Genomic DNA, 17,878 nt, shown 5'->3' on the forward strand with positions numbered 1-17,878 from the left:
GTGGGGGGGCCCCTTTTCCCGTATCTCTAGCTGGGGGGTGGGCGCCCCCCCGGCTGTGCTCCCGGTTACTGGTGTCGGGGCGCGAACGGCGGGTCAGCTCGAGATTGACCTACGCGGCGCGTTGTCTGAGCGCCGCGAGGCTCCGTGAGCTCATGCCGAACGCGGCGTTGGGCGACAGGCCTTCCTCGCGACGGTAGGTGTAGCCGCCAATGATCGCCGCCGCGATCAATTCACCGTTAGCGACGTAATCCCCGAGGTGCCGTTCGGCCATGTGCTTGATGCTGTAGCTGCCGTAGTCGTAGTTGATGGTCTTGCGAGGTACGACGTTGCTCTCCAGCCAGTCGCGGATCTCCGCGACGTGGTTCGCGCGTTGGCGGAGTTCAAGGCGCCATCCGACAAACCGATCTCGACGAGCTTCGAGCGGCAGGTCGAAGTAGCCTGCCCCGAACCCGTTGATGCACAGGTGCGGTTCGATGGTCATCGCCACCGCGAGATCCCGGTCTGCAGGTGAAGCCCTCAGCAACGCATCCCACGACGCGTAGCCGGCGTTCACGGCGACCAAATGCTGCACCTTTTGCAAGCCGACGAGCTCTCCCTCGATCGACCCGCCGATTTCACGGTGCCGCGCCTTGGCGAGGTCCTTAAAGTAGCGAATAGTGTCCATGTTGATTCACATTTCTGGCTCGTCCGTGCTCGCATAACGGTGGAGCCAATATGTGTGATCAACGGATTTGGCACTACCGAACTACTGGAAATGGCGAAGCCTTCACGCGAGCCGCGGGCACATTCCGGTGCCACGTAGCAGTTTACGCGTGATGGCTACCGACCGGAAGCACCGGCGCCGCGCGGGGTGTGAAACCACCGCCTTACTTCCCGTGGCTCACGCGCTCCGCAGTCCGCTCGAGTAGCACTTGACGTCGACTTTCGGGGCCTAAACGCCCAATGGTCTTCATCAGAGAACACGGTCAAACTCGCATCCGATGAAAGCCGGCTTCGTTCCGCTTATGGTTTCCACTCAATCAACGGGGCGTCGCCTCGGACGTACAGGGGATGTGTCGGCTGTCCGCCCTTGTTGAGCCCGAGCACGTGCAGCGCGGGTAGCAGTGTCAATGCGTGCGCCACTCGTTCAGGCGTGGCGTGATTGCCCCAGCCGGCCACCACTGTGCCGGTCGCCCGGCTTAAGGCCAAGTCGTTCTCTGGCCCTATGGGGTCTTTCGCTGCCTTCATGACCCTCGGGTAGGTGCTGCGAAAGGCAAAGAGGTTCAGGATGAGCATGCTGCCGAAGCCGTTGCGCTGGGCACGGTTGAAGCATCGCGTAAGGGTCGGGTCGAGCTCCTTAGCGTCAGCCGTACTCGGGTTGAGGAGTACGAAGGTAAGGGTTGGCTGCGTCTCGTCCCAGACACGGGTCAGCGAGTAACGATACGCACCGCTAATGTCGGCTGTGGCTGACACGAACTTCGTCACTGACGCGCGCCTTGGGGCAGCTCTCGCTCTTCTTCGTTCACAAGCTCGAGTTTGACATCTCATCGCGACTATTTGGGTGGGCGGTGCCACCGTGGCCCGTTCGCTTGATCGTGAGCGATCACCTTTGCGGGTTAACTCGTTCGATGGCGCTTGCCCACACCCACAAGCGATGCCGCCGTCCCGCGGCGTCGATGATCTCAACATGGACCGCGACGTCATTCCACTCGACGGCTACGCCCTCGAGCTGCGCCGCGGTCGGCGTGACTGAACCCGTGCCCTGATCGGCACCGGGGCGCCGTTCGATCTAGCTGGTTGAGCGGCTAAGTCCACTTCGATGGGCGAAAGACCAACCGGTCGGTTGACGCTGGCAACCTGCTGCGCGCGTGCCGCCATTTGCTGATCGATACGATCCGCATAGCGACGATTGGTGCCCATCTGTTCAGAGTGGAACATACGTTCGACAATGCGGGCCGGGCTCCCTGCTCTGTCAGAGCTGTGAGAAATCATTGCCTCATGACCGAAGAGGAACCTGGGGTTGCCCCCGTCGGACGGTGTAATTTCCGGCAGTCGGGCGCCGTCCACCGATTCGCCTGACTGCCTGACAGACTGAAGAACCGAACATGAGCGAATCGAGAAACCGACGTGGCAAATGAAGCAGTGAGCAGCTTGGCGCTGCGCGCTGCCCAAGCTGTCGACTGGAGCGGCGCCTCACCTGCTGGGGCTCTTCTCCACAAGGTATACATCGGCCCGGACCCAGACGGACTTGGCGGACTCCAGATCGCTACGGCAACCGTTGGCGCAGAGCCAGGGCGCGGTGTGCTGGACAAGCTCTTCACTCTTCGCAAAGGCAGCCGCACCATAACGCTCGTCGTGGCAGTCACCGACGGAAACCGCACCTGGCTCTACGGCCCCGACCCGCGCGCTGAAATCATTGTTCTGGCCGCAAACCAGGCACAGCGGCAACTTCAGTCAGTGCTCGATGAGCCCGACTCGACCGCAGCATTCAACAGAATCGCGGCACTTCGCCGGCAGGTCGACTCCGGCGGCGTGGGGTGGACGAACAACGGACTGTTCGCCAAGCACCACCTCGAGCACAACGTTCCCTCCCGACTCGACTGGACGTCCAAAGGCGAACAAGCGAAGCCCCTCTTGGCACTTCGTGGCAAACAGTTGATCGACGCGCTCGGATTTCGCGCTACGGCGGGCACCGGGGACACTCAGATCCTGGCCGCCGCAACGGGAGATTCGGAGGAGCCTCGTGCGGTGGCGGTGTTGCTCGATGAATCGGAACACTTCGACGCTAAGTCCCCTCGGTATCAGCTCACGCCCATCGCGTTCGGCCTGGCCGTGGCTCAACGTCAGGGCCTTCCGTGGGTTATCGGCCTCCGCAAAGACGCACTCCGCCTATACCCAGGCACAGTCGGCGTAGGTGTCGGTCAAAAGGGTCAGGTCGAGACCTTCTTCGAGATCGACCTCTCGTCCATCGATGACGCTCAAGCCGCGCTGCTCGCCCTGGTGTTTTCCGCAGCTGCACTGGCCAAGGACGGCACTACTGACGAACTGCTACGCGACAGCGCCCGCTACGCCATAGGGCTCGGACTACGACTTCGCCAACGCATCTATGAGGAAGTCGTGCCGCCAATTGCACGCGCCGTTGCGGAAAGGCTGCCGAGCATCGGTCTAAAGATCGACACCGACGGCCTGCACACTGCGTACGCGCTCACACTACGTATCTTGTTCCGTCTGCTCTTCCAGGCCTATGCGGAAGACCGCGGACTTCTACCGTCGGGGCGAAACGAAGGCTATGACGCCAACAGCTTGAAGACGATTGCCCGACGAAATCTGGACATTGACGCAACTGACTTCGGCGACGCGGCGTCGATCTGGCTTGACCTTGTGCAGGTGTGGAACGCAATCGATCAGGGCAACAAGCAGTGGCAGGTGCCTGCTTACAACGGTGGCCTCTTCGCGTCGGCGTCCACCCACAGTTCAGAGGGTGCGCTCTTGGCGCAGCTGTCGCTACCAGATTCCGTGCTGGGCCCGGCACTGCAGCACCTTCTTGTTGACGTCACGCCTGAAGGAGTGCCGGGGCCGGTGGACTTTCGAGCGTTGAGCGTTCGAGAGTTCGGAACGATTTACGAGGGGCTTCTGGAGTCGAGCCTTTCCATCGCGGATGCTGACCTCACGACCGACCGCAATGGTGCATGGAAACCCGCAGTAGCCGACGATCTGATCGAAGCCCCGAAGGGCAGCGTCTACTTCCATGGTGCATCTGGGGAGCGCAAAGCGACTGGTTCCTACTTCACCCCCAAGGTCGTCGTCGATCACCTCATCGAACGCTCCATCACGCCAGCGCTCGAGGCCCACCTCGAGAAGATCGCCGGAAGGCTTTCTCAAGGGAAGAGCGTTTCCCGCACCGAATTCTTCGACTTCCGTGTGGCCGACCTGGCGATGGGCTCCGGGCACTTCCTGGTCGCAGCAATCGACAAGATCGAAGCGCTGATGCGCACCTTCCTGACCGAGCATGACGTTCCCGACGTGCGTCAGGAGCTCCTCACCATCGCAGGTGTCGCGCGCGACGCTCTTGGTTCCGACGAGGTCGCGAAATCCGAGGTTGAAGAGGTCGGGTTGCTGCGGCGGCAGATCGCCCGCCGCTGCATCTACGGGCTAGACATCAACCCGCTTGCCGTCGAGCTCGCGCGACTCGCGCTCTGGATCCACACCTTCGTCCCGGGCCTTCCCATGTCGAACCTGGACCACGGACTTGTATGCGCGAACAGCCTTACCGGAATCGGCACGATAGACGAAGCCATCGACTCACTCGTCGGCGCACCTGCAAGCGCAAGCGCCACGCCCACCGTCTCGATACAGGACGATGGCTTGTTCGGTGGAGTCGACACCACACGCAGCGAAACCGGCCACCAACTCATGGTGCGCACAGCGGTCACCAACTACCTCAAGGACTCGCTACCGCTCCTTGCCGACGTCGCGAACGCGGCCGAGGCAGGCAAGGCAGAAGTGCAGCGAGCCGCCGAGCTGCTGGCAGAAGCGAAAGCCAAGGCAGCCCCTGCAAGCCGCATCTTTGACGCTGCAGTCGCGGTTCGTCTCGGACTATGGTCCGTCTCCATCACAAAAGAAGAGCACATCTCTCGACTGGTCGACACGACTGAGCCGGCCACGATAGTTGCGCCACTCAAGCCCGCACACATGCCGGTGCTTTTCCCTGAGGTATTCGTCCGCGAGACCCCAGGATTCGACGTTCTCTTGGGCAATCCCCCCTGGGAAGAAGTGATGGTTGAAGAGCCAAAGTTTTGGCTCCGCGTGCGACCCGGGCTTCTAGGACTGAAGCCCGCAGAGTTGAAGGCAGAGATCGAGCGGCTCCGGAGCGATCGGGCAGATTTGCTTCCAGAGCTTCAGCGCGAGATCGACGCGGTCAACGCACTGCGAAAAGTCCTGTTGACAGGTCCGTACCCCGGCCTCGGCACGGGTGACGTAGACCTATATCAAGCGTTCGCATGGCGATACTGGCACCTGCTCCGCGAGGGCGGAACGATCGCCTTCATCACTCCCCGTTCACTTATGAACTCCGCAGGAACTGCCGAGTGGCGGAAGAATGTACTGCCGAAGTCGCGCGCCGAGATCGTCGGCCTGATCAACAATCGACAGTGGGTATTCCTGATCCACCCGCAGTACTCGATGTCCCTCAGCGCCTTGACGAAGACCCCCGACGGCAAGCTCCAAATCGCGGGTCCGTTCTCGAGCGAAAGTGAGTTCCTCGCCGGCCGTCACGATCTCGGGACGATCGACTTTGCGGCTCTGCTCGCCGCTAGCGAGCACGCCGCTCTGCCGAATCTTCCTGACTCTGACAGCGTCGAGATCTTCACCCAACTTCGAAAAGCCCCACGGCTGGACGCTGTTCGCCCCGGCTGGGACTTCCGGCCAGTTGCCGAGTTCCACGCGACGAATGATCGACCAATATTTGACGCCGGGCCCCAAGCGACGGGGCGTCTCGCAGTCCGAGGAGGTGCAGGCTTCGATATTTGGACGCCAGAAACCGCCGAGATCTACGCCTGGGCCGACCAGTCAACTGTGGAAGCCGCCCTTCAGGCGAAGCGTCGGCGGCAGATCGGACTTCGGGCAGCGGCCTTCTATGCCAAACCGTTGTTATGGGCGGCCGATCCAATGACGCTTCCATACAAGCATCCACGGATTGCATTCCGTGACGTGACCAACGCAACGAACACGCGAACGAGCATCGCCGCCTTGGTGCCGCCTGGAACCTTGTTGGTCAACAGCGCTCCGTACGCCTTTCGATTCGACGGGGACGAGAGTGCGGAGGCGTACTTGCTTGGCGTGCTCTGCTCGATTCCACTCGACTGGTACTCCCGCAAGTATGTCGAGCTACACATGAACCTCCACATCTTCAACGGTCTACCGATTCCGACCTACGACCCTGATTCGCCGATATCGAGACGGGTAGTTGTCGCTGCGGGGCGATTGGCGGCGATCGACGAGCGCTTTAGCGATTGGGCTGCACAAGTCGGTGTCGAGGTGGGCTCAGCGAAGGATGATCCGGTCAAGTCGGACCTCATCGCCGAGCTCGATGCGCTGGTGTCTTTGCTCTTTGGCCTTTCAGCGGAGCAAGTGCGACACGTCTTCGCGACCTTCCACCGAGGCTGGGACTACCAGGACAGACTCGACGCAGTGCTCGAGCACTACGAGAAATGGGCGGAGATGGCATGACCGAGGACCAACTTCCCGCGTTTGCCACCAACAACCCGTCGATGACGGTGGCGGCCGAAATCAACAAGATGTATCGGATCATCCGCACCAAGCTGGCAGTGACTCCAGCTGCGGCGATCGCCACCGCTTACATCAATCCCGGCGGTTTCGCGCTTCTCGCCGATGAGCTGGGGCAGGTACCACGAATTCGACTGCTGCTGGGCGCAGAGCCACAGGAGGACATCGTTCGCGCGATCGCCGGTGAGGACGAAGGCGCTGTCGAGCGCATTCAGGCCGCGCTCGACGAGCACGACTCGTGGATGAAGGCTGAGCGAGACACGACGGGCTTCGAACGACTGGCGTCCCGCAACGCGCAGGCACTGGTGGCGTGGCTTCGGAGCGTCAACGAACACGGCGGACCGCGCGTCGAGGTCCGGCGTTACGTCGAGGGATTCCTTCACGGCAAGGCCTACATCAGCGACGACTCGACCCTCGCCGCAGTTCTCGCGGGCTCATCCAACATGACTCTCGCTGGGCTGTCACGGAATGCTGAACTGAATCTCGGCTATCCGGCAGGCGACCCGCACTACGTCAAGAACGTGCGCGATTGGTTCGACGAGCTCTGGGCTGCAAGCGAGACCTACGATCTGGCCGGCTACTACGAACAGCAGTGGGCGCCCCATACTCCGTGGTCGGTGTTCCTTCGCATGCTGTGGGAGCTCTACGGCCCCCATCTCGATGAAGAGGCGCAGCCAAAGTCGACCGCATTCAACCTCACTCGCTTCCAAGCCGACGGTGTTGCCCGGATGGAGCGGTTGCTTGATGAGCTGGGCGGCGTTCTTGTGGCGGACGAAGTGGGTCTCGGCAAGACCTTCCTTGCTGCGGAAGTCATCCAAAAGGCCACCGAACAGAATCGTCAGAGGGTGCTCATCATCGCGCCTGCAGCGCTTCGCACGTCAATGTGGGTGCCGTTCTTGCGGAGGCACTGGTTCCGCGGCGTCGACGTCATGTCGTACGAAGAAGTCAGAAACAAGGTCGACCCCGAATCGACCGGATACGACGAAGCGTTCGTGAAGCAGGCAGAGGATTACGCACTCGTCGTCGTCGACGAAGCACATAACCTCCGTAATGCCGGCACCGCACGAGCGACTGCCGTCGACAGTGTCATCCTCAGCGGTCGGTACCCGAAGAAGACCCTGCTGCTCACCGCGACGCCGGTCAACAACTCCCTGAGCGATCTTGAGACACTCATTCGGTATTTCGTTCGCGATGATGCCCGATTTGCCTCAATCGGCATCCCGTCGATTCGCAAGTACATCCAAGCCGCTCGCGCGCTCGACCCGGAGAACCTCACCCCCGAGCACCTGTTCGACCTGATGGATCAAGTGGCCGTGCGCCGCACACGGAAGTTCGTGAAAGAGCTCTACCCCAACGAGGAGATCACCGGCCCAGACGGCAAGCCGATGCTGATCCGCTTCCCGCAGGCGAAGGTGCGGCGAATTGATTATGAGCTTGACGATTCAGACATCGAGCTGATCGACGCGATGATTTACGCCCTAGAGCTGCCCGACTTCGATGACCCCCACGATCTTTACCGCAAGCAGTCGGCTGACCCCAACCGACTGATTCTCGCGCGCTACGTGACCAGCGCCTACCGCACAGATGACGCCATGGAGGCCTACCAACTTTCCAACTCTGGTCTCCTCCGCTCAGCAATGCTGAAGCGTCTCGAGTCGTCACCACACGCCCTTCGCGCAACTCTGGACACCCTCACCCGCGCACATACCGCCTTCCTCGACGGCCTCGACAAGGGATACGTGCTCATCGGTGAAGCGCTGCGTGAGTGGGGCTCGTCCGAGTCGGACGACCTCGATCTTTTCGTCAAGGCGCTCGACGACGACGACAAAGAGCAAGCACAGCCGGTCGACCTTTACCGGGCCGATCAACTTCAAGCCGATGTGGAAAGCGACCTCGAACTAATCGGTCGCCTGCGCGCACTCGCGGAGAAGACCATCGCCGACGGCGAGCCGAAAGCGGATCAGCTCGTTAAGGAGCTGGAGGCGATCGCGACGGCCGCTCGCGCAGTGGACGCGCGTGGCGTGTCGTCGGGAGATCGCCGGAAGGTGATCGTGTTCTCCACATACTCCGACACCGTGGTCGCCCTTCACGAAGAGGTGACCGCCGCTATCGCAGCTGCTGCGGACGGCTCGCCACTTGCCGACTATCGGGACCGAGTGGCTCCACCAATTCTTGGCAACTACGCCTCGACCCAGAAGCGCGGCGACACGGGAAGCGTCGACCAGGGCGGCAGGGCATCCACGATCGCCGGCTTTGCTCCTCGGACCGCCGGCGAACTGAATGACGCCGGCGAGCCGCTGCACACCGATGACTTCGACATACTCATCACCACTGACGTGCTGGCAGAAGGCGTGAACCTTCAGCAGGCCGCACAGATCGTCAACTACGACCTGCCGTGGAACCCCATGCGAATCGTGCAGCGCCACGGCCGCGTAGACCGCATCGGTAGCAAGCACGAGACGGTGAACCTGGGACTGTTCTTTCCCTCTGATCGACTCGATGACCTCCTCGGGCTGGAACGGACCCTGCAGCGGAAGCTCGCACAGGCCGAGGCAGCGGTCGGCGCAGGAGAAGTTTTGCCTGGCCGCAAGGGCCGTGAGGTGGTCATCACAGACGCGTCGTCCCCTGACGAGATCGTCGAGCAGATCGAGGATCTGGTCGAGTCGAGGGGGTCATCTGCAGCACTATCGGGTGAGGAGTATCGACGGCGGCTTTACAACGCGTTCGATCAAGACCCTGTCTTTGGCCGCGAAGCAAAGGACTTGCCTTACGGCTCCGGCAGTGGCTACGAGAATCCGAGGCTCGAGGGCAACGCGTTCGTCTTCTGTGTGAAGATCGCCGGGCACTCCCAGCCATGGTTCCGACTGGTGCCGGTGACCGAACAGTGGGAGCCGATGCTCTATGAGGGTGAACCGATCGTTCAGTCCGACACGCTACGAGCACTCATCACCGCCGACCCGGGCGGGCCCCGAACTCCCCGGTGGATGAACGAGACGGTCTACGATCGCGCCTACGACGCGTGGGCTGTCGCGCAGGAGAGCGTCCACGCTCGCTGGCAGGAGCTCACTGATCCGAACAATCTGCAGCCTGACTCACCGAAGTCATTTCGTGACGCCTTCGATCTCGTGCGTGCAGAAGGTGGATTCCTCGATGACCAACGCGGGACGCTGCTACGCCTCCGGGCAGTGCCTTCGAAGAAGGTGGAGAAGTCGGTTCGTCGGGCGCTCAACGAGGGGCGCACCGCCCGTGAACGTGTTGAAAACGTACTCGCCGCACTCGACGCCGGCGGCATTCAGGCGCCACCACCAGTGAAGCCGTTGCCGTCGGTTGCGCTTGGTGAGGTCCGACTGGTTGCTTGGATGGCTGTGAAGGGCACGAAGACTGTTTGACGACCCTAACTGCACCCACGAAGTGGCAAAAGCTGCGTGGCTCGACCGGCGTAATCTCTAGTCGATACGCCCTCAACTAAACACCACCCCTCCAGTGTTCGATTCGGCATTAAGAGCACACCTGAGGGGGCATCCCCGTTTCGGTCGAACTTAGGAGAACAGTGAAGGCAGACGCCAAACCCCTGAAGCGGTTGCTGCCGGGCACCGATCGCTATGTCGTGCCGCTGTATCAGCGGCCCTATGTGTGGGTGCATGATGCAAACGACCCAGAAAAGGATCGGCTTGGCCCGTACTGGACCGACATCAAGGAGACCGCCGACGCCTATATGGAGCGATCGAAGTTGGTTGCTCAGGCTGACGGTGACGAGAGCCGCGTCGCGCCGATGACGCCACACTTCTTTGGTGCCGTGGTCATCGACCAGCCCGTCAAGGAAGGTGAGGTCACTACGCAGGAAGTAATCGACGGCCAACAACGCCTGACTACGACCCTACTTTTCCTGGCAGCGGCCACCAGAATGTGCGACGCGAAAGGGATGCATAAACACGCATCCAGGCTTCGTCGCCTCTGGCAGCAAGACGAGGATCTTGAGCTGACAGGCCTGGCCCGATTCAAGCTAAGCCCCACTCGACAAGATCAGGATGCGTTCTTGGCGGTGATGGAGGGCGTCTCGCTGGCGGGCAACCGCAAATCGAACGTTACTGACGCGTACAACTTCTTTGTGGGACAACTCGATGAGTGGGCTGAAGACCTTCCTGCTGGCAGCGAAGAACCCTATTTCGACGCCCTGCGGGACACGCTCTACGATCACCTATTGCTGGTCGATATTCGGCTAGAAGACGGAGACAATGCGCAGGGCATTTTCGAATCGCTGAACGCCCAAGGCGAAAAGCTTCTCGCGATGGATCTGGTGAAGAACGAGGTGTTCCGCCGTGCGAAGCGAGCAGGAACTGGAATCGACCTAGACGTTCTGGACCGTGAAACCTGGTCGCCACGTTTCTCGGAACCTTGGTGGAGAGCTTCGGTTCGACAAGGCCGGTACGTCCGACCTCGGGCCGAGCTGTTTCTCATGCACTGGCTCATCGACCAGAAAGGGAGTGACATCTCCGCGTCAGCGCTTTACATCGAGTTTCAGGCAATCGCTCGAAAGGAGATGGACGAGCCAAGTTTGGTACAGCCGTTCCTTGATCGATTCATCGCGGATGCCGACCGGTACAAGTCGTTGGACTCGCTAGCCGAGGGCTCACCAGAGCGCCGATTCTTCGACCGCCTGGCGATCGTGGACACCTCGGTGGTGTATCCGCTTGTGCTGAGGCTGTGGCGTTGGGCCGATGACGACCAGATCTCCAGAGCCGATCTGCGCCTCGCGCTCGTCGCAATCGAGAGCTACCTAGTCCGTCGCTTCGTTGTCATTCCCAGCGCCGGGAAGAACTACAACAACCTCGTACTCGGCTTGCTTCGGACGATCGGAACTGCCACTCAGCCCGTCAACAACCCCGTTCAGCAGTTGATCGGGTACCTGAGTGAGAGTGAGGAGAAGACCCGAGTTTGGCCAAGCAACGAGGCCTTTATTGACCAGCTGTCAATGCAGAAGTTCTATCAAGGGTATTCACGCCGGCGCGACGAGTTCTTGCTTCGCGTCATCGAGGATCGTCTTCGCAAGTCAAGCGCTAAGACCGAGCAGGGGAGTGCGCCAACAGGTCTCACGATCGAACACATCATTCCCCAGAGTTGGGAAGAGCACTGGCCCTTGCCTGATGCTGGCGATGACGTAGCCAACTTGCGGGCGGACAAAGTGCGAAGAGAGCGTATTCATCGATTGGGCAACCTTTCGCTTGTGACTGGCAGTCTCAATCCAGCCCTAGGCAACGATCCCTGGGCTTCGAAGAAGGCCCAGTTGCTTCAGTTCAGCACGCTGCAGCTCAATGCTGATCTGCTCACCAACCCCCTGTATTCAGTTAAATTCGATGAGGACTCCATCGACGAACGAGGCGAGAGGCTCGCCCGATTGCTTGTGGATGAATGGCCGGGGCCAGAGTCTTTCCTCTGAACACATACGCGCACACGTCAGCGACATCACCATGTGATGCAAGTCGTCGCTGTCGAACTGCTGCCGGAATCCCGAGGGCTTTGGAGAGAGGCGCCAGGACATGCAAGAGATCATCTGCCCCAACTGCGGCAAGGCCTTCACGATCGACGAGGCCGGATACGCCGACATCCTCAAGCAGGTGCGCGACACCGACTTCGAGAAGCAGCTGCACGAGCGGCTCGAGCTCGCCGACCGAGAGAAGCAGCGGGCGATCGAACTCGCCGAGACGAAAGCCGCCGGCGAGCTGCAGCAGGCTGCGGCCGCGAAAGACTCCGAGATTCAGGCGCTGAAGGCCAAGCTCGACGCGGGGGAGTCTGCCAACAAGGCGGCCGTCGAACTCGCTGAGGCGAAGCTCGCCGCCAAGCTCGCCGACGACGCCGCGAAGCTAGAAGCGGAAGTGGCGAAGAAGGTGTCAGAGATCGAGTTGCTGAAGGCGAGCATCCAGAACGGAGAACAGGCGAAGCAGCTTGCCGTCAAAGAAGCACTGAGCGCGGTGGAGCGCGAGCGCGACGAGCTGAAGAACGGGCTCGCCATGGCCACGATGGAAAGACAAGTCTCTGAGCAGGCGCTCGAAGAGAAGTACAAGCAGCAGATCAAAGATCGCGACGACGCGATCGAGCGGCTCAAAGACATGAAGGCGCGTCTGTCGACCAAGATGGTCGGCGAGACCCTTGAGCAGCACTGCGAGACCGAGTTCAACCGCATTCGCGCTACGGCGTTTCCGAAGGCGTACTTCGAGAAAGACAACGACGCGCGATCGGGCAGCAAGGGCGACTACATCTTCCGCGACAGTGATGACGCGGGCACCGAGATCGTGTCGATCATGTTCGAGATGAAGAACGAGAACGACGGCACGGCCACCAAGAAGAAGAACGAAGACTTCTTGAAAGAGCTCGACAAAGACCGCACCGAGAAGGACTGCGAGTATGCGGTGCTCGTGTCGCTGCTCGAGCCCGAGAGCGAGCTCTACAACAGCGGCATCGTCGACGTCTCGCACCGGTATTCGAAGATGTATGTGGTGCGTCCGCAGTTCTTCATTCCGATCATCACCGTGCTGAGGAATGCGGCTCTCGGGTCGCTGCAGTACAAGCAGGAATTGGCGTTGGTGAAGGCGCAGAACGTCGATGTGACCAACTTCGAGAAGGACCTCGATGCGTTCAAGACTGCGTTCGGGAAGAACTACGACTTGGCCTCGCGACGCTTCGGGGAGGCGATCACCGAGATCGACAAGTCGATCGAGCGGCTGAACAAGGTCAAGGAGGCACTGCTCGGATCGGAGCGGCACCTTCGGTTGGCGAATGACAAGGCTCAGGATGTGACGATCAAGAAGCTGACGCGGGGTAACCCGACGATGGCGGCGAAGTTCGCGGGGCTGGGGGACGGTGCGGGGGAGTGAACCCCTCTGGCCCGCGCAGTATTTTCGTTATACAATAATCAGCATGGAACGCGACGAGACCATCAACGGCAAGCCCGTCACGGAGGAGCAGATTGCCGCGTGGGCCGCTGAAGCCGAAGCGGGCTACGACGTCGCGGCACTCAAGAAGCGCGGCCGTGGGCGCCCGGGGCGTGGCGCTGAGCCTTCGCAGGTTGTCGCCCTCCGTCTGACCGCTGATGAGATCGCCATGCTCGACGCGCGTGCAGAGCGAGAGGGCAAGAGCCGGTCTGAGGTCATCCGCGAAGCGCTGACTGCGTGAGGGTTCACGACTCGGCGCTCAAGCACGGGGTGCTGCGCGACGACGCGATTCACGCCGCAACGTGGGCGCTGTGGATCGAAGACCTCGACGAAGACAGCCCTGCTCGGCAGTTGCGGCTTGGGTTTGACACGCAAGGCCGGCTACTGGAGACCGTGGTGCTCGTGTTCGACAGCGGCAACGTGCTCGTCATCCACGCGATGAAGGCGCGGCCGCAGATGCTCGATCTGCTGCCGTGAGACGGCGATCGCTTGCTCAAGTTGCGCATCGCGAGCCCGCTTGTGTCAGGGCCATGAGCTGCTGAGCCATTCGGCGAGCCCCTGCTTCTGCACCTTCAGGTTCTGGCCGGGCACATTGAGGGTCCACCCGAGGGCGCGGCGCCCGCCGACCGTTCCGGTGAGCAGCGTGGTGCGGGTCGTGCCGCCGAGAACGCGCTTCTCCTCGTGCTCGACCTCGAACATCCCGAATCGACGGAAGGTCTCGACGACCGTCTTTCCGTTGAGCACGATGAGGTCGTAGCCGCCCTGCGCGATCAGTGCGCGCAGGAACGGCAGGTCGTCGTCGACCAGGCGGTTCTGAACGTCGTTGCTCTCGATGCGCGACCACACCGGGTCGGTCGCCCATTGCACCAGGTCGAGGTGCACCGCCGTGCGGTCCTTGTAGGAGACGCCGAGAGGGTCCATCACGTAGGTCTGCATCGGCGAGAACCACGACCAGTAGGGGTTGACGTCGTAGTAGCGGTCGCAGCTCTCGGCGACGCGGAGTGCCTGCTCCTCGGTCGGCTCGTCATGCTCGCCGAGACCGAGGGCCTCGCGGTCGACGAACCGCTTCTTGGCCGGCTCGAGCAGTGGCTTGCCCTTCTTGCCCGAGCAGAACTCGCTGACGCTCGGGTTGATGCCGACGCTCGCGACGCGGGCCGAACGCGGGTCGCCGAAGCTCGTCACGGGGAGCGACCCCGGCACGATCGCCAGCCCGTCGGGGCGGGGGCGGCGGATGCGGTCGATGAGCAGCTGGTCGTCGATCAAGCGGGTCTCCTCTGGTGGGCTGCGGCGGATGTCGGTGGGTGGTGAGACAGTATCAGATGAATAATCTCAAGTCCGCGCAAACCGTGTGGTACGGTATTGACGCATTACAGCGCTAATCGTATCGACCTCCAGTTTCGGGGCTCGAGAACACAGGACCACAACACCCAGGAGGCCTTCATGCACACCACGATCCCCGCCCTCCACGTCGGCCAGGGCACCCACCAGGCCGGCCTCACCGTCTTCCCCGTCTGGGTCGATGCGCCGCGCATCGGCTCGCTCGACTGGTCTCCTGCGTCCCTCCGCATTGCCGAGCGAGCTGACGGTGCCGCTGTCGACACCCTCGAGGCCGAGAACCTCGCCGACCGCTCGCTCGTCGCCCTCGAGGGCGACCTGCTCGAGGGCGGCTGGCAGAACCGCATGCTCGCCCGCAGCATGGTGCTCGCTCCGCGCGAGCGCCGCGAGCTGCCCGCGCTGTGCATCGAGCAGGGCCGCTGGGGCGGAGCCGCCGACCACAGCGCGGGCGGCCGCCGCGCCTCGCTCGTCGTGCGCTACGGCGACGAGTCGGCGCAGCACCGCGTCGTCGATCCTGACGAACGCGGCGAGCTGCAGCGCGCCGACCGCCAGTCGCGCGTGTGGCACCGCATCGACGCCATCGAGCAGCGCCTCGGCCGCAGCGAGACGCGCTCGTTCACGCACCAGCTCGATCGGCAGAGCATCCGGGTGCCCCGCATGATCGAGGGCCAGCGCGGCGTCATCATCGGCATCGGCGGGCGCATCATGGGCCTCGAACTGTTCTGCTCGGGCTCGGGTCTGCGCTCGCGCTACGCCGGCATCGTGGAGTCCGCGGCGGTGGATGCCCGGCTCGCCGACCCCGTCGCCACCCCCGCCGAGCGGGCTCGCGCCTTCGCCCGCGCCCTGCAGGGTCGACGACTGCACGGCGGCGAGGCGGGCGAGCGCTGGTTCGAGGTCGCCCGTGATGACGACCGCATCGCCGCCACCGGGCTCGGGGTGCGGGTCGCCGGGGGCGCCGCCGGCCCGACCGAGCGCGGCCTGCTGCACCTCACCGCGCTCGACCGCGCCCACCCGCTGCTCGCCGCCGTCTGACCTGTGACGGAGTGTCTTCAGGCTGATGTGTCGTCGATGTCACATGACAACAGCGGCACATCGCCACTCGCGAGCTGGCCACCCCGGCGTACGTGAGCGAACCCGTCAATGTCAGTCCTCACGCTTACCGTTCGAGAACCCCAAGGAGACCGCATGACCCATTCCCTTCGCCCGTCCGTCTCGACCGACCGCGCGGCCGGCGTGCTGCTCGGCCTCGCCGCTGGCGATGCCCTCGGCGCCGGCTACGAGTTCGGCGACCCGCTGCCCGACGCCGCCGTCGTCGGCATGATGGGCGGGGGCGGGTTCGGCTGGGCGCCGGGGGAGTGGACCGACGACACCGCCATGGCCGTGCCCATCGCGCAGGCCGCCGCCCGCGGAGCCGACCTGCGCGATGAGGCCGTGCTCGACGGGATCGTCGCCGCGTGGATCACCTGGGTCCGCACGGCCGCCGACGTCGGCGTGCAGACCCGGGCCGTGCTCGCCGAGGCCGAGCGCACCGGGGGAACCGCGGCCGCCGCGCGCGCCGCCGCGCAGGCCCTGCACGAGCGCACCGGTCGGTCGGCGGGCAACGGATCGCTCATGCGCACCGCGCCCGTCGCCCTCGCACTCCTTCACGATGCGGACGCCGCCGCCGAGGCCGCGCGCGCCCTCAGCTCGCTCACCCACTGGGACGACGACGCGGGCGACGCCTGCGTGCTCTGGACCCTCGCCATCCGGCACGCGGTTCTCACCGGCGACCTGGATGCTCGCATCGGCCTGCCCGCCCTCCCCGCCGCACGGCGCGACCGCTGGGCCGCCCTGCTCGACGATGCCGAGCAGCGCCGGCCGCGCGACTTCGCGCGCAACGGTTGGGTCGTCGAAGCGCTGCAGGGGGCGTGGTCGAGCATCCACGGTGCGGTCGCCGCGCACTCCGATGGTGCTGCCCTCCGCGACGGGACTGCGCTGGTTGAGGGGCTCGAGCGCGCCGTCCGCGGCGGCCGCGACACCGACACGGTCGCCGCCATCGCCGGAGGGCTGCTCGGCGCGGCGTTCGGCGCGAGCTCGGTGCCGAGCGCCTGGCGGCGGGTGCTGCACGGGCACCCCGGCCTGCGCGCGCACGACCTCGTCGCCCTCGGCACTCTCGCCGCGCGCGGCGGAGAGCCCGACGACACGGGCTGGCCGACCGGCCCCCGCATGGACTACCTCGGCTGGTACCCCGAGCGCTCGCTCACCCCGCACCCGCACGACCCGGGGGTGCTACTCGGCTCGATCGTCGACCTCGACGAGTCGCCCGCCGACGCGGTCGTGTCGCTCTGCCGAATCGGGACTGACCAGCGCCGGGCGACCGACCACGTCGAGGTCTGGCTCATCGACAAGGACGAGCCGGAAGCGAACCCGAACCTCGACCTCGTGCTGCGCGACACGGTCGACGCCATCGCCGCCCTGCGCGCCGAGGGCAAGACCGTGCTGCTCCATTGCGTCGTCGCCCAGAGCCGTACGCCCTCCGTCGCCGCGCTCTATGCGGCGCTGCACCGCGGCGTGCCGGTCGAGCAGGCGCTCGCCGACGTCGTGGCGGCGCTCCCCGCCGCGTCGCCGAAGCGCTTCCTGCGCGAGGCCCTTACGCGCATCACCGATCAGGCCGCACGCTCGGCCACCGAAAGCACGGAGGCATCATGACCGACCCCACCTACACCGCCTTGCTGCTCATCATCGACCGCAGCGGATCCATGCAGGCGATCCGCGACGACATGGTCGGCGGGCTCGAGAGCCTGCTCGCCCAGCAGGCCGCCCTGCCCGGCCGACTGACCGTCGACATCGTCGCGTTCGACGACGACGTCGAGCACCAGGCGACCTTCGCCGACCCCGCGTCGGTGCGCGTGCAACTCGAGCCCCGCGGCATGACCGCGCTGCTGGATGCTCTCGGCGACTCGCTCGAAGGCTTCCGCTCGGCGCTCTCGGCCATGCCCGTGCACGCGCAGCCCGCGACCGTGCAGGTCGTCGTCGTCACCGACGGGCACGAGAACGCCAGCACGCGCTGGACGGGCGAGCGTGTCAACCGGCTCATCACCGGGCTCACCGACGAGCTGGGCTGGGACTTCGTCTTCCTCGCCGCGGGGCAAGACGCCATCGCGGTCGGCCGCGACCTCGGCTTCGACCCCGCCAGCTCGATGGCGTGGGACGTCGACGCCGACGCCGTGCAGGCCAGCAGCGCCTCGCTCGGCCGATACCTCACCGACGTGCGCGCCGGGTCGAAGAAGGAGTTCGACCGCAGCGAGCGCGTCATGGCCGCACCGAGCCGGGGTGCCGCGGATGCCGACCGCCTCGAGGACGAGAAGTAA

12 protein-coding genes are annotated in these 17,878 nt (G+C 63.7%); 9 read left to right on the forward strand and 3 right to left on the reverse strand.

Going from position 1 to position 17,878, the window contains the following annotated elements; genetic code table 11:
* Positions 1-109: 109 nt before the first annotated feature.
* Both ACTIE9_RS07980 and ACTIE9_RS07985 read right to left on the reverse strand, forming a co-directional pair.
* Positions 110-664, reverse strand: a complete 555-nt coding sequence (locus ACTIE9_RS07980; RefSeq protein ID WP_439565051.1) for a hypothetical protein — start codon at positions 662-664, stop codon at positions 110-112.
* A 338-nt stretch (positions 665-1,002) separates the two neighbouring features.
* Entirely contained in the window at positions 1,003-1,464 is a 462-nt protein-coding gene (locus ACTIE9_RS07985; protein WP_439565052.1) for a DUF1643 domain-containing protein, read from the reverse strand.
* A gap of 642 nt (positions 1,465-2,106) precedes the next feature.
* Between ACTIE9_RS07985 and ACTIE9_RS07990 the strand changes: the two genes are divergently transcribed.
* The 6 genes from ACTIE9_RS07990 (at position 2,107) to ACTIE9_RS08015 (ending at position 13,670) form a co-directional block, all read left to right on the forward strand.
* Positions 2,107-6,207 (forward strand): Eco57I restriction-modification methylase domain-containing protein, encoded by a 4,101-nt coding sequence (locus ACTIE9_RS07990; RefSeq protein ID WP_439565053.1) that lies wholly within the window; start codon positions 2,107-2,109, stop codon positions 6,205-6,207.
* The gene (locus ACTIE9_RS07995; protein WP_439565054.1) at positions 6,204-9,653 is read left to right on the forward strand and encodes an SNF2-related protein; all 3,450 of its coding nucleotides are present in this window, start codon (positions 6,204-6,206) and stop codon (positions 9,651-9,653) included. Before ACTIE9_RS07990 ends, ACTIE9_RS07995 begins: the two co-directional genes overlap by 4 nt.
* A gap of 161 nt (positions 9,654-9,814) precedes the next feature.
* Positions 9,815-11,701 (forward strand): DUF262 domain-containing protein, encoded by a 1,887-nt coding sequence (locus ACTIE9_RS08000; protein ID WP_439565055.1) that lies wholly within the window; start codon positions 9,815-9,817, stop codon positions 11,699-11,701.
* Between the two features lie 100 nt (positions 11,702-11,801).
* Positions 11,802-13,136, forward strand: a complete 1,335-nt coding sequence (locus tag ACTIE9_RS08005) for a DUF2130 domain-containing protein (RefSeq protein WP_439565056.1) — start codon at positions 11,802-11,804, stop codon at positions 13,134-13,136.
* Positions 13,137-13,179: 43 nt separating this feature from the next.
* Complete coding sequence (locus ACTIE9_RS08010) at positions 13,180-13,434, forward strand: ribbon-helix-helix domain-containing protein (RefSeq protein ID WP_439565057.1); 255 nt, start codon at positions 13,180-13,182, stop codon at positions 13,432-13,434.
* Positions 13,431-13,670 carry a toxin gene (locus tag ACTIE9_RS08015; RefSeq protein ID WP_439565058.1) on the forward strand — a complete coding sequence of 80 codons (240 nt, stop codon included), beginning with the start codon at positions 13,431-13,433 and terminating at the stop codon, positions 13,668-13,670. Before ACTIE9_RS08010 ends, ACTIE9_RS08015 begins: the two co-directional genes overlap by 4 nt.
* Positions 13,671-13,715: 45 nt before the next feature.
* Here the strand turns inward: ACTIE9_RS08015 and ACTIE9_RS08020 are convergent, their stop codons facing one another.
* The gene (locus ACTIE9_RS08020; protein ID WP_439565059.1) at positions 13,716-14,456 is read right to left on the reverse strand and encodes a hypothetical protein; all 741 of its coding nucleotides are present in this window, start codon (positions 14,454-14,456) and stop codon (positions 13,716-13,718) included.
* A gap of 177 nt (positions 14,457-14,633) precedes the next feature.
* On the opposite strand from ACTIE9_RS08020, the gene ACTIE9_RS08025 reads away from it, so the two are divergent.
* From ACTIE9_RS08025 to ACTIE9_RS08035, 3 genes are all read left to right on the forward strand, one after another.
* Positions 14,634-15,560: an ARPP-1 family domain-containing protein gene (locus ACTIE9_RS08025; RefSeq protein WP_439565060.1), complete on the forward strand. Its 927-nt coding sequence runs from the start codon at positions 14,634-14,636 to the stop codon at positions 15,558-15,560.
* Between the two features lie 153 nt (positions 15,561-15,713).
* On the forward strand, positions 15,714-17,216 hold the full coding sequence (locus ACTIE9_RS08030) for an ADP-ribosylglycohydrolase family protein (protein WP_439565061.1): 1,503 nt from the start codon (positions 15,714-15,716) through the stop codon (positions 17,214-17,216).
* Positions 17,213-17,878: a VWA domain-containing protein gene (locus tag ACTIE9_RS08035; protein ID WP_439565062.1), complete on the forward strand. Its 666-nt coding sequence runs from the start codon at positions 17,213-17,215 to the stop codon at positions 17,876-17,878. Before ACTIE9_RS08030 ends, ACTIE9_RS08035 begins: the two co-directional genes overlap by 4 nt.

The organism is Microcella sp., assembly GCF_051860105.1.
Classification (GTDB): Bacteria; Actinomycetota; Actinomycetes; order Actinomycetales; family Microbacteriaceae; genus Microcella.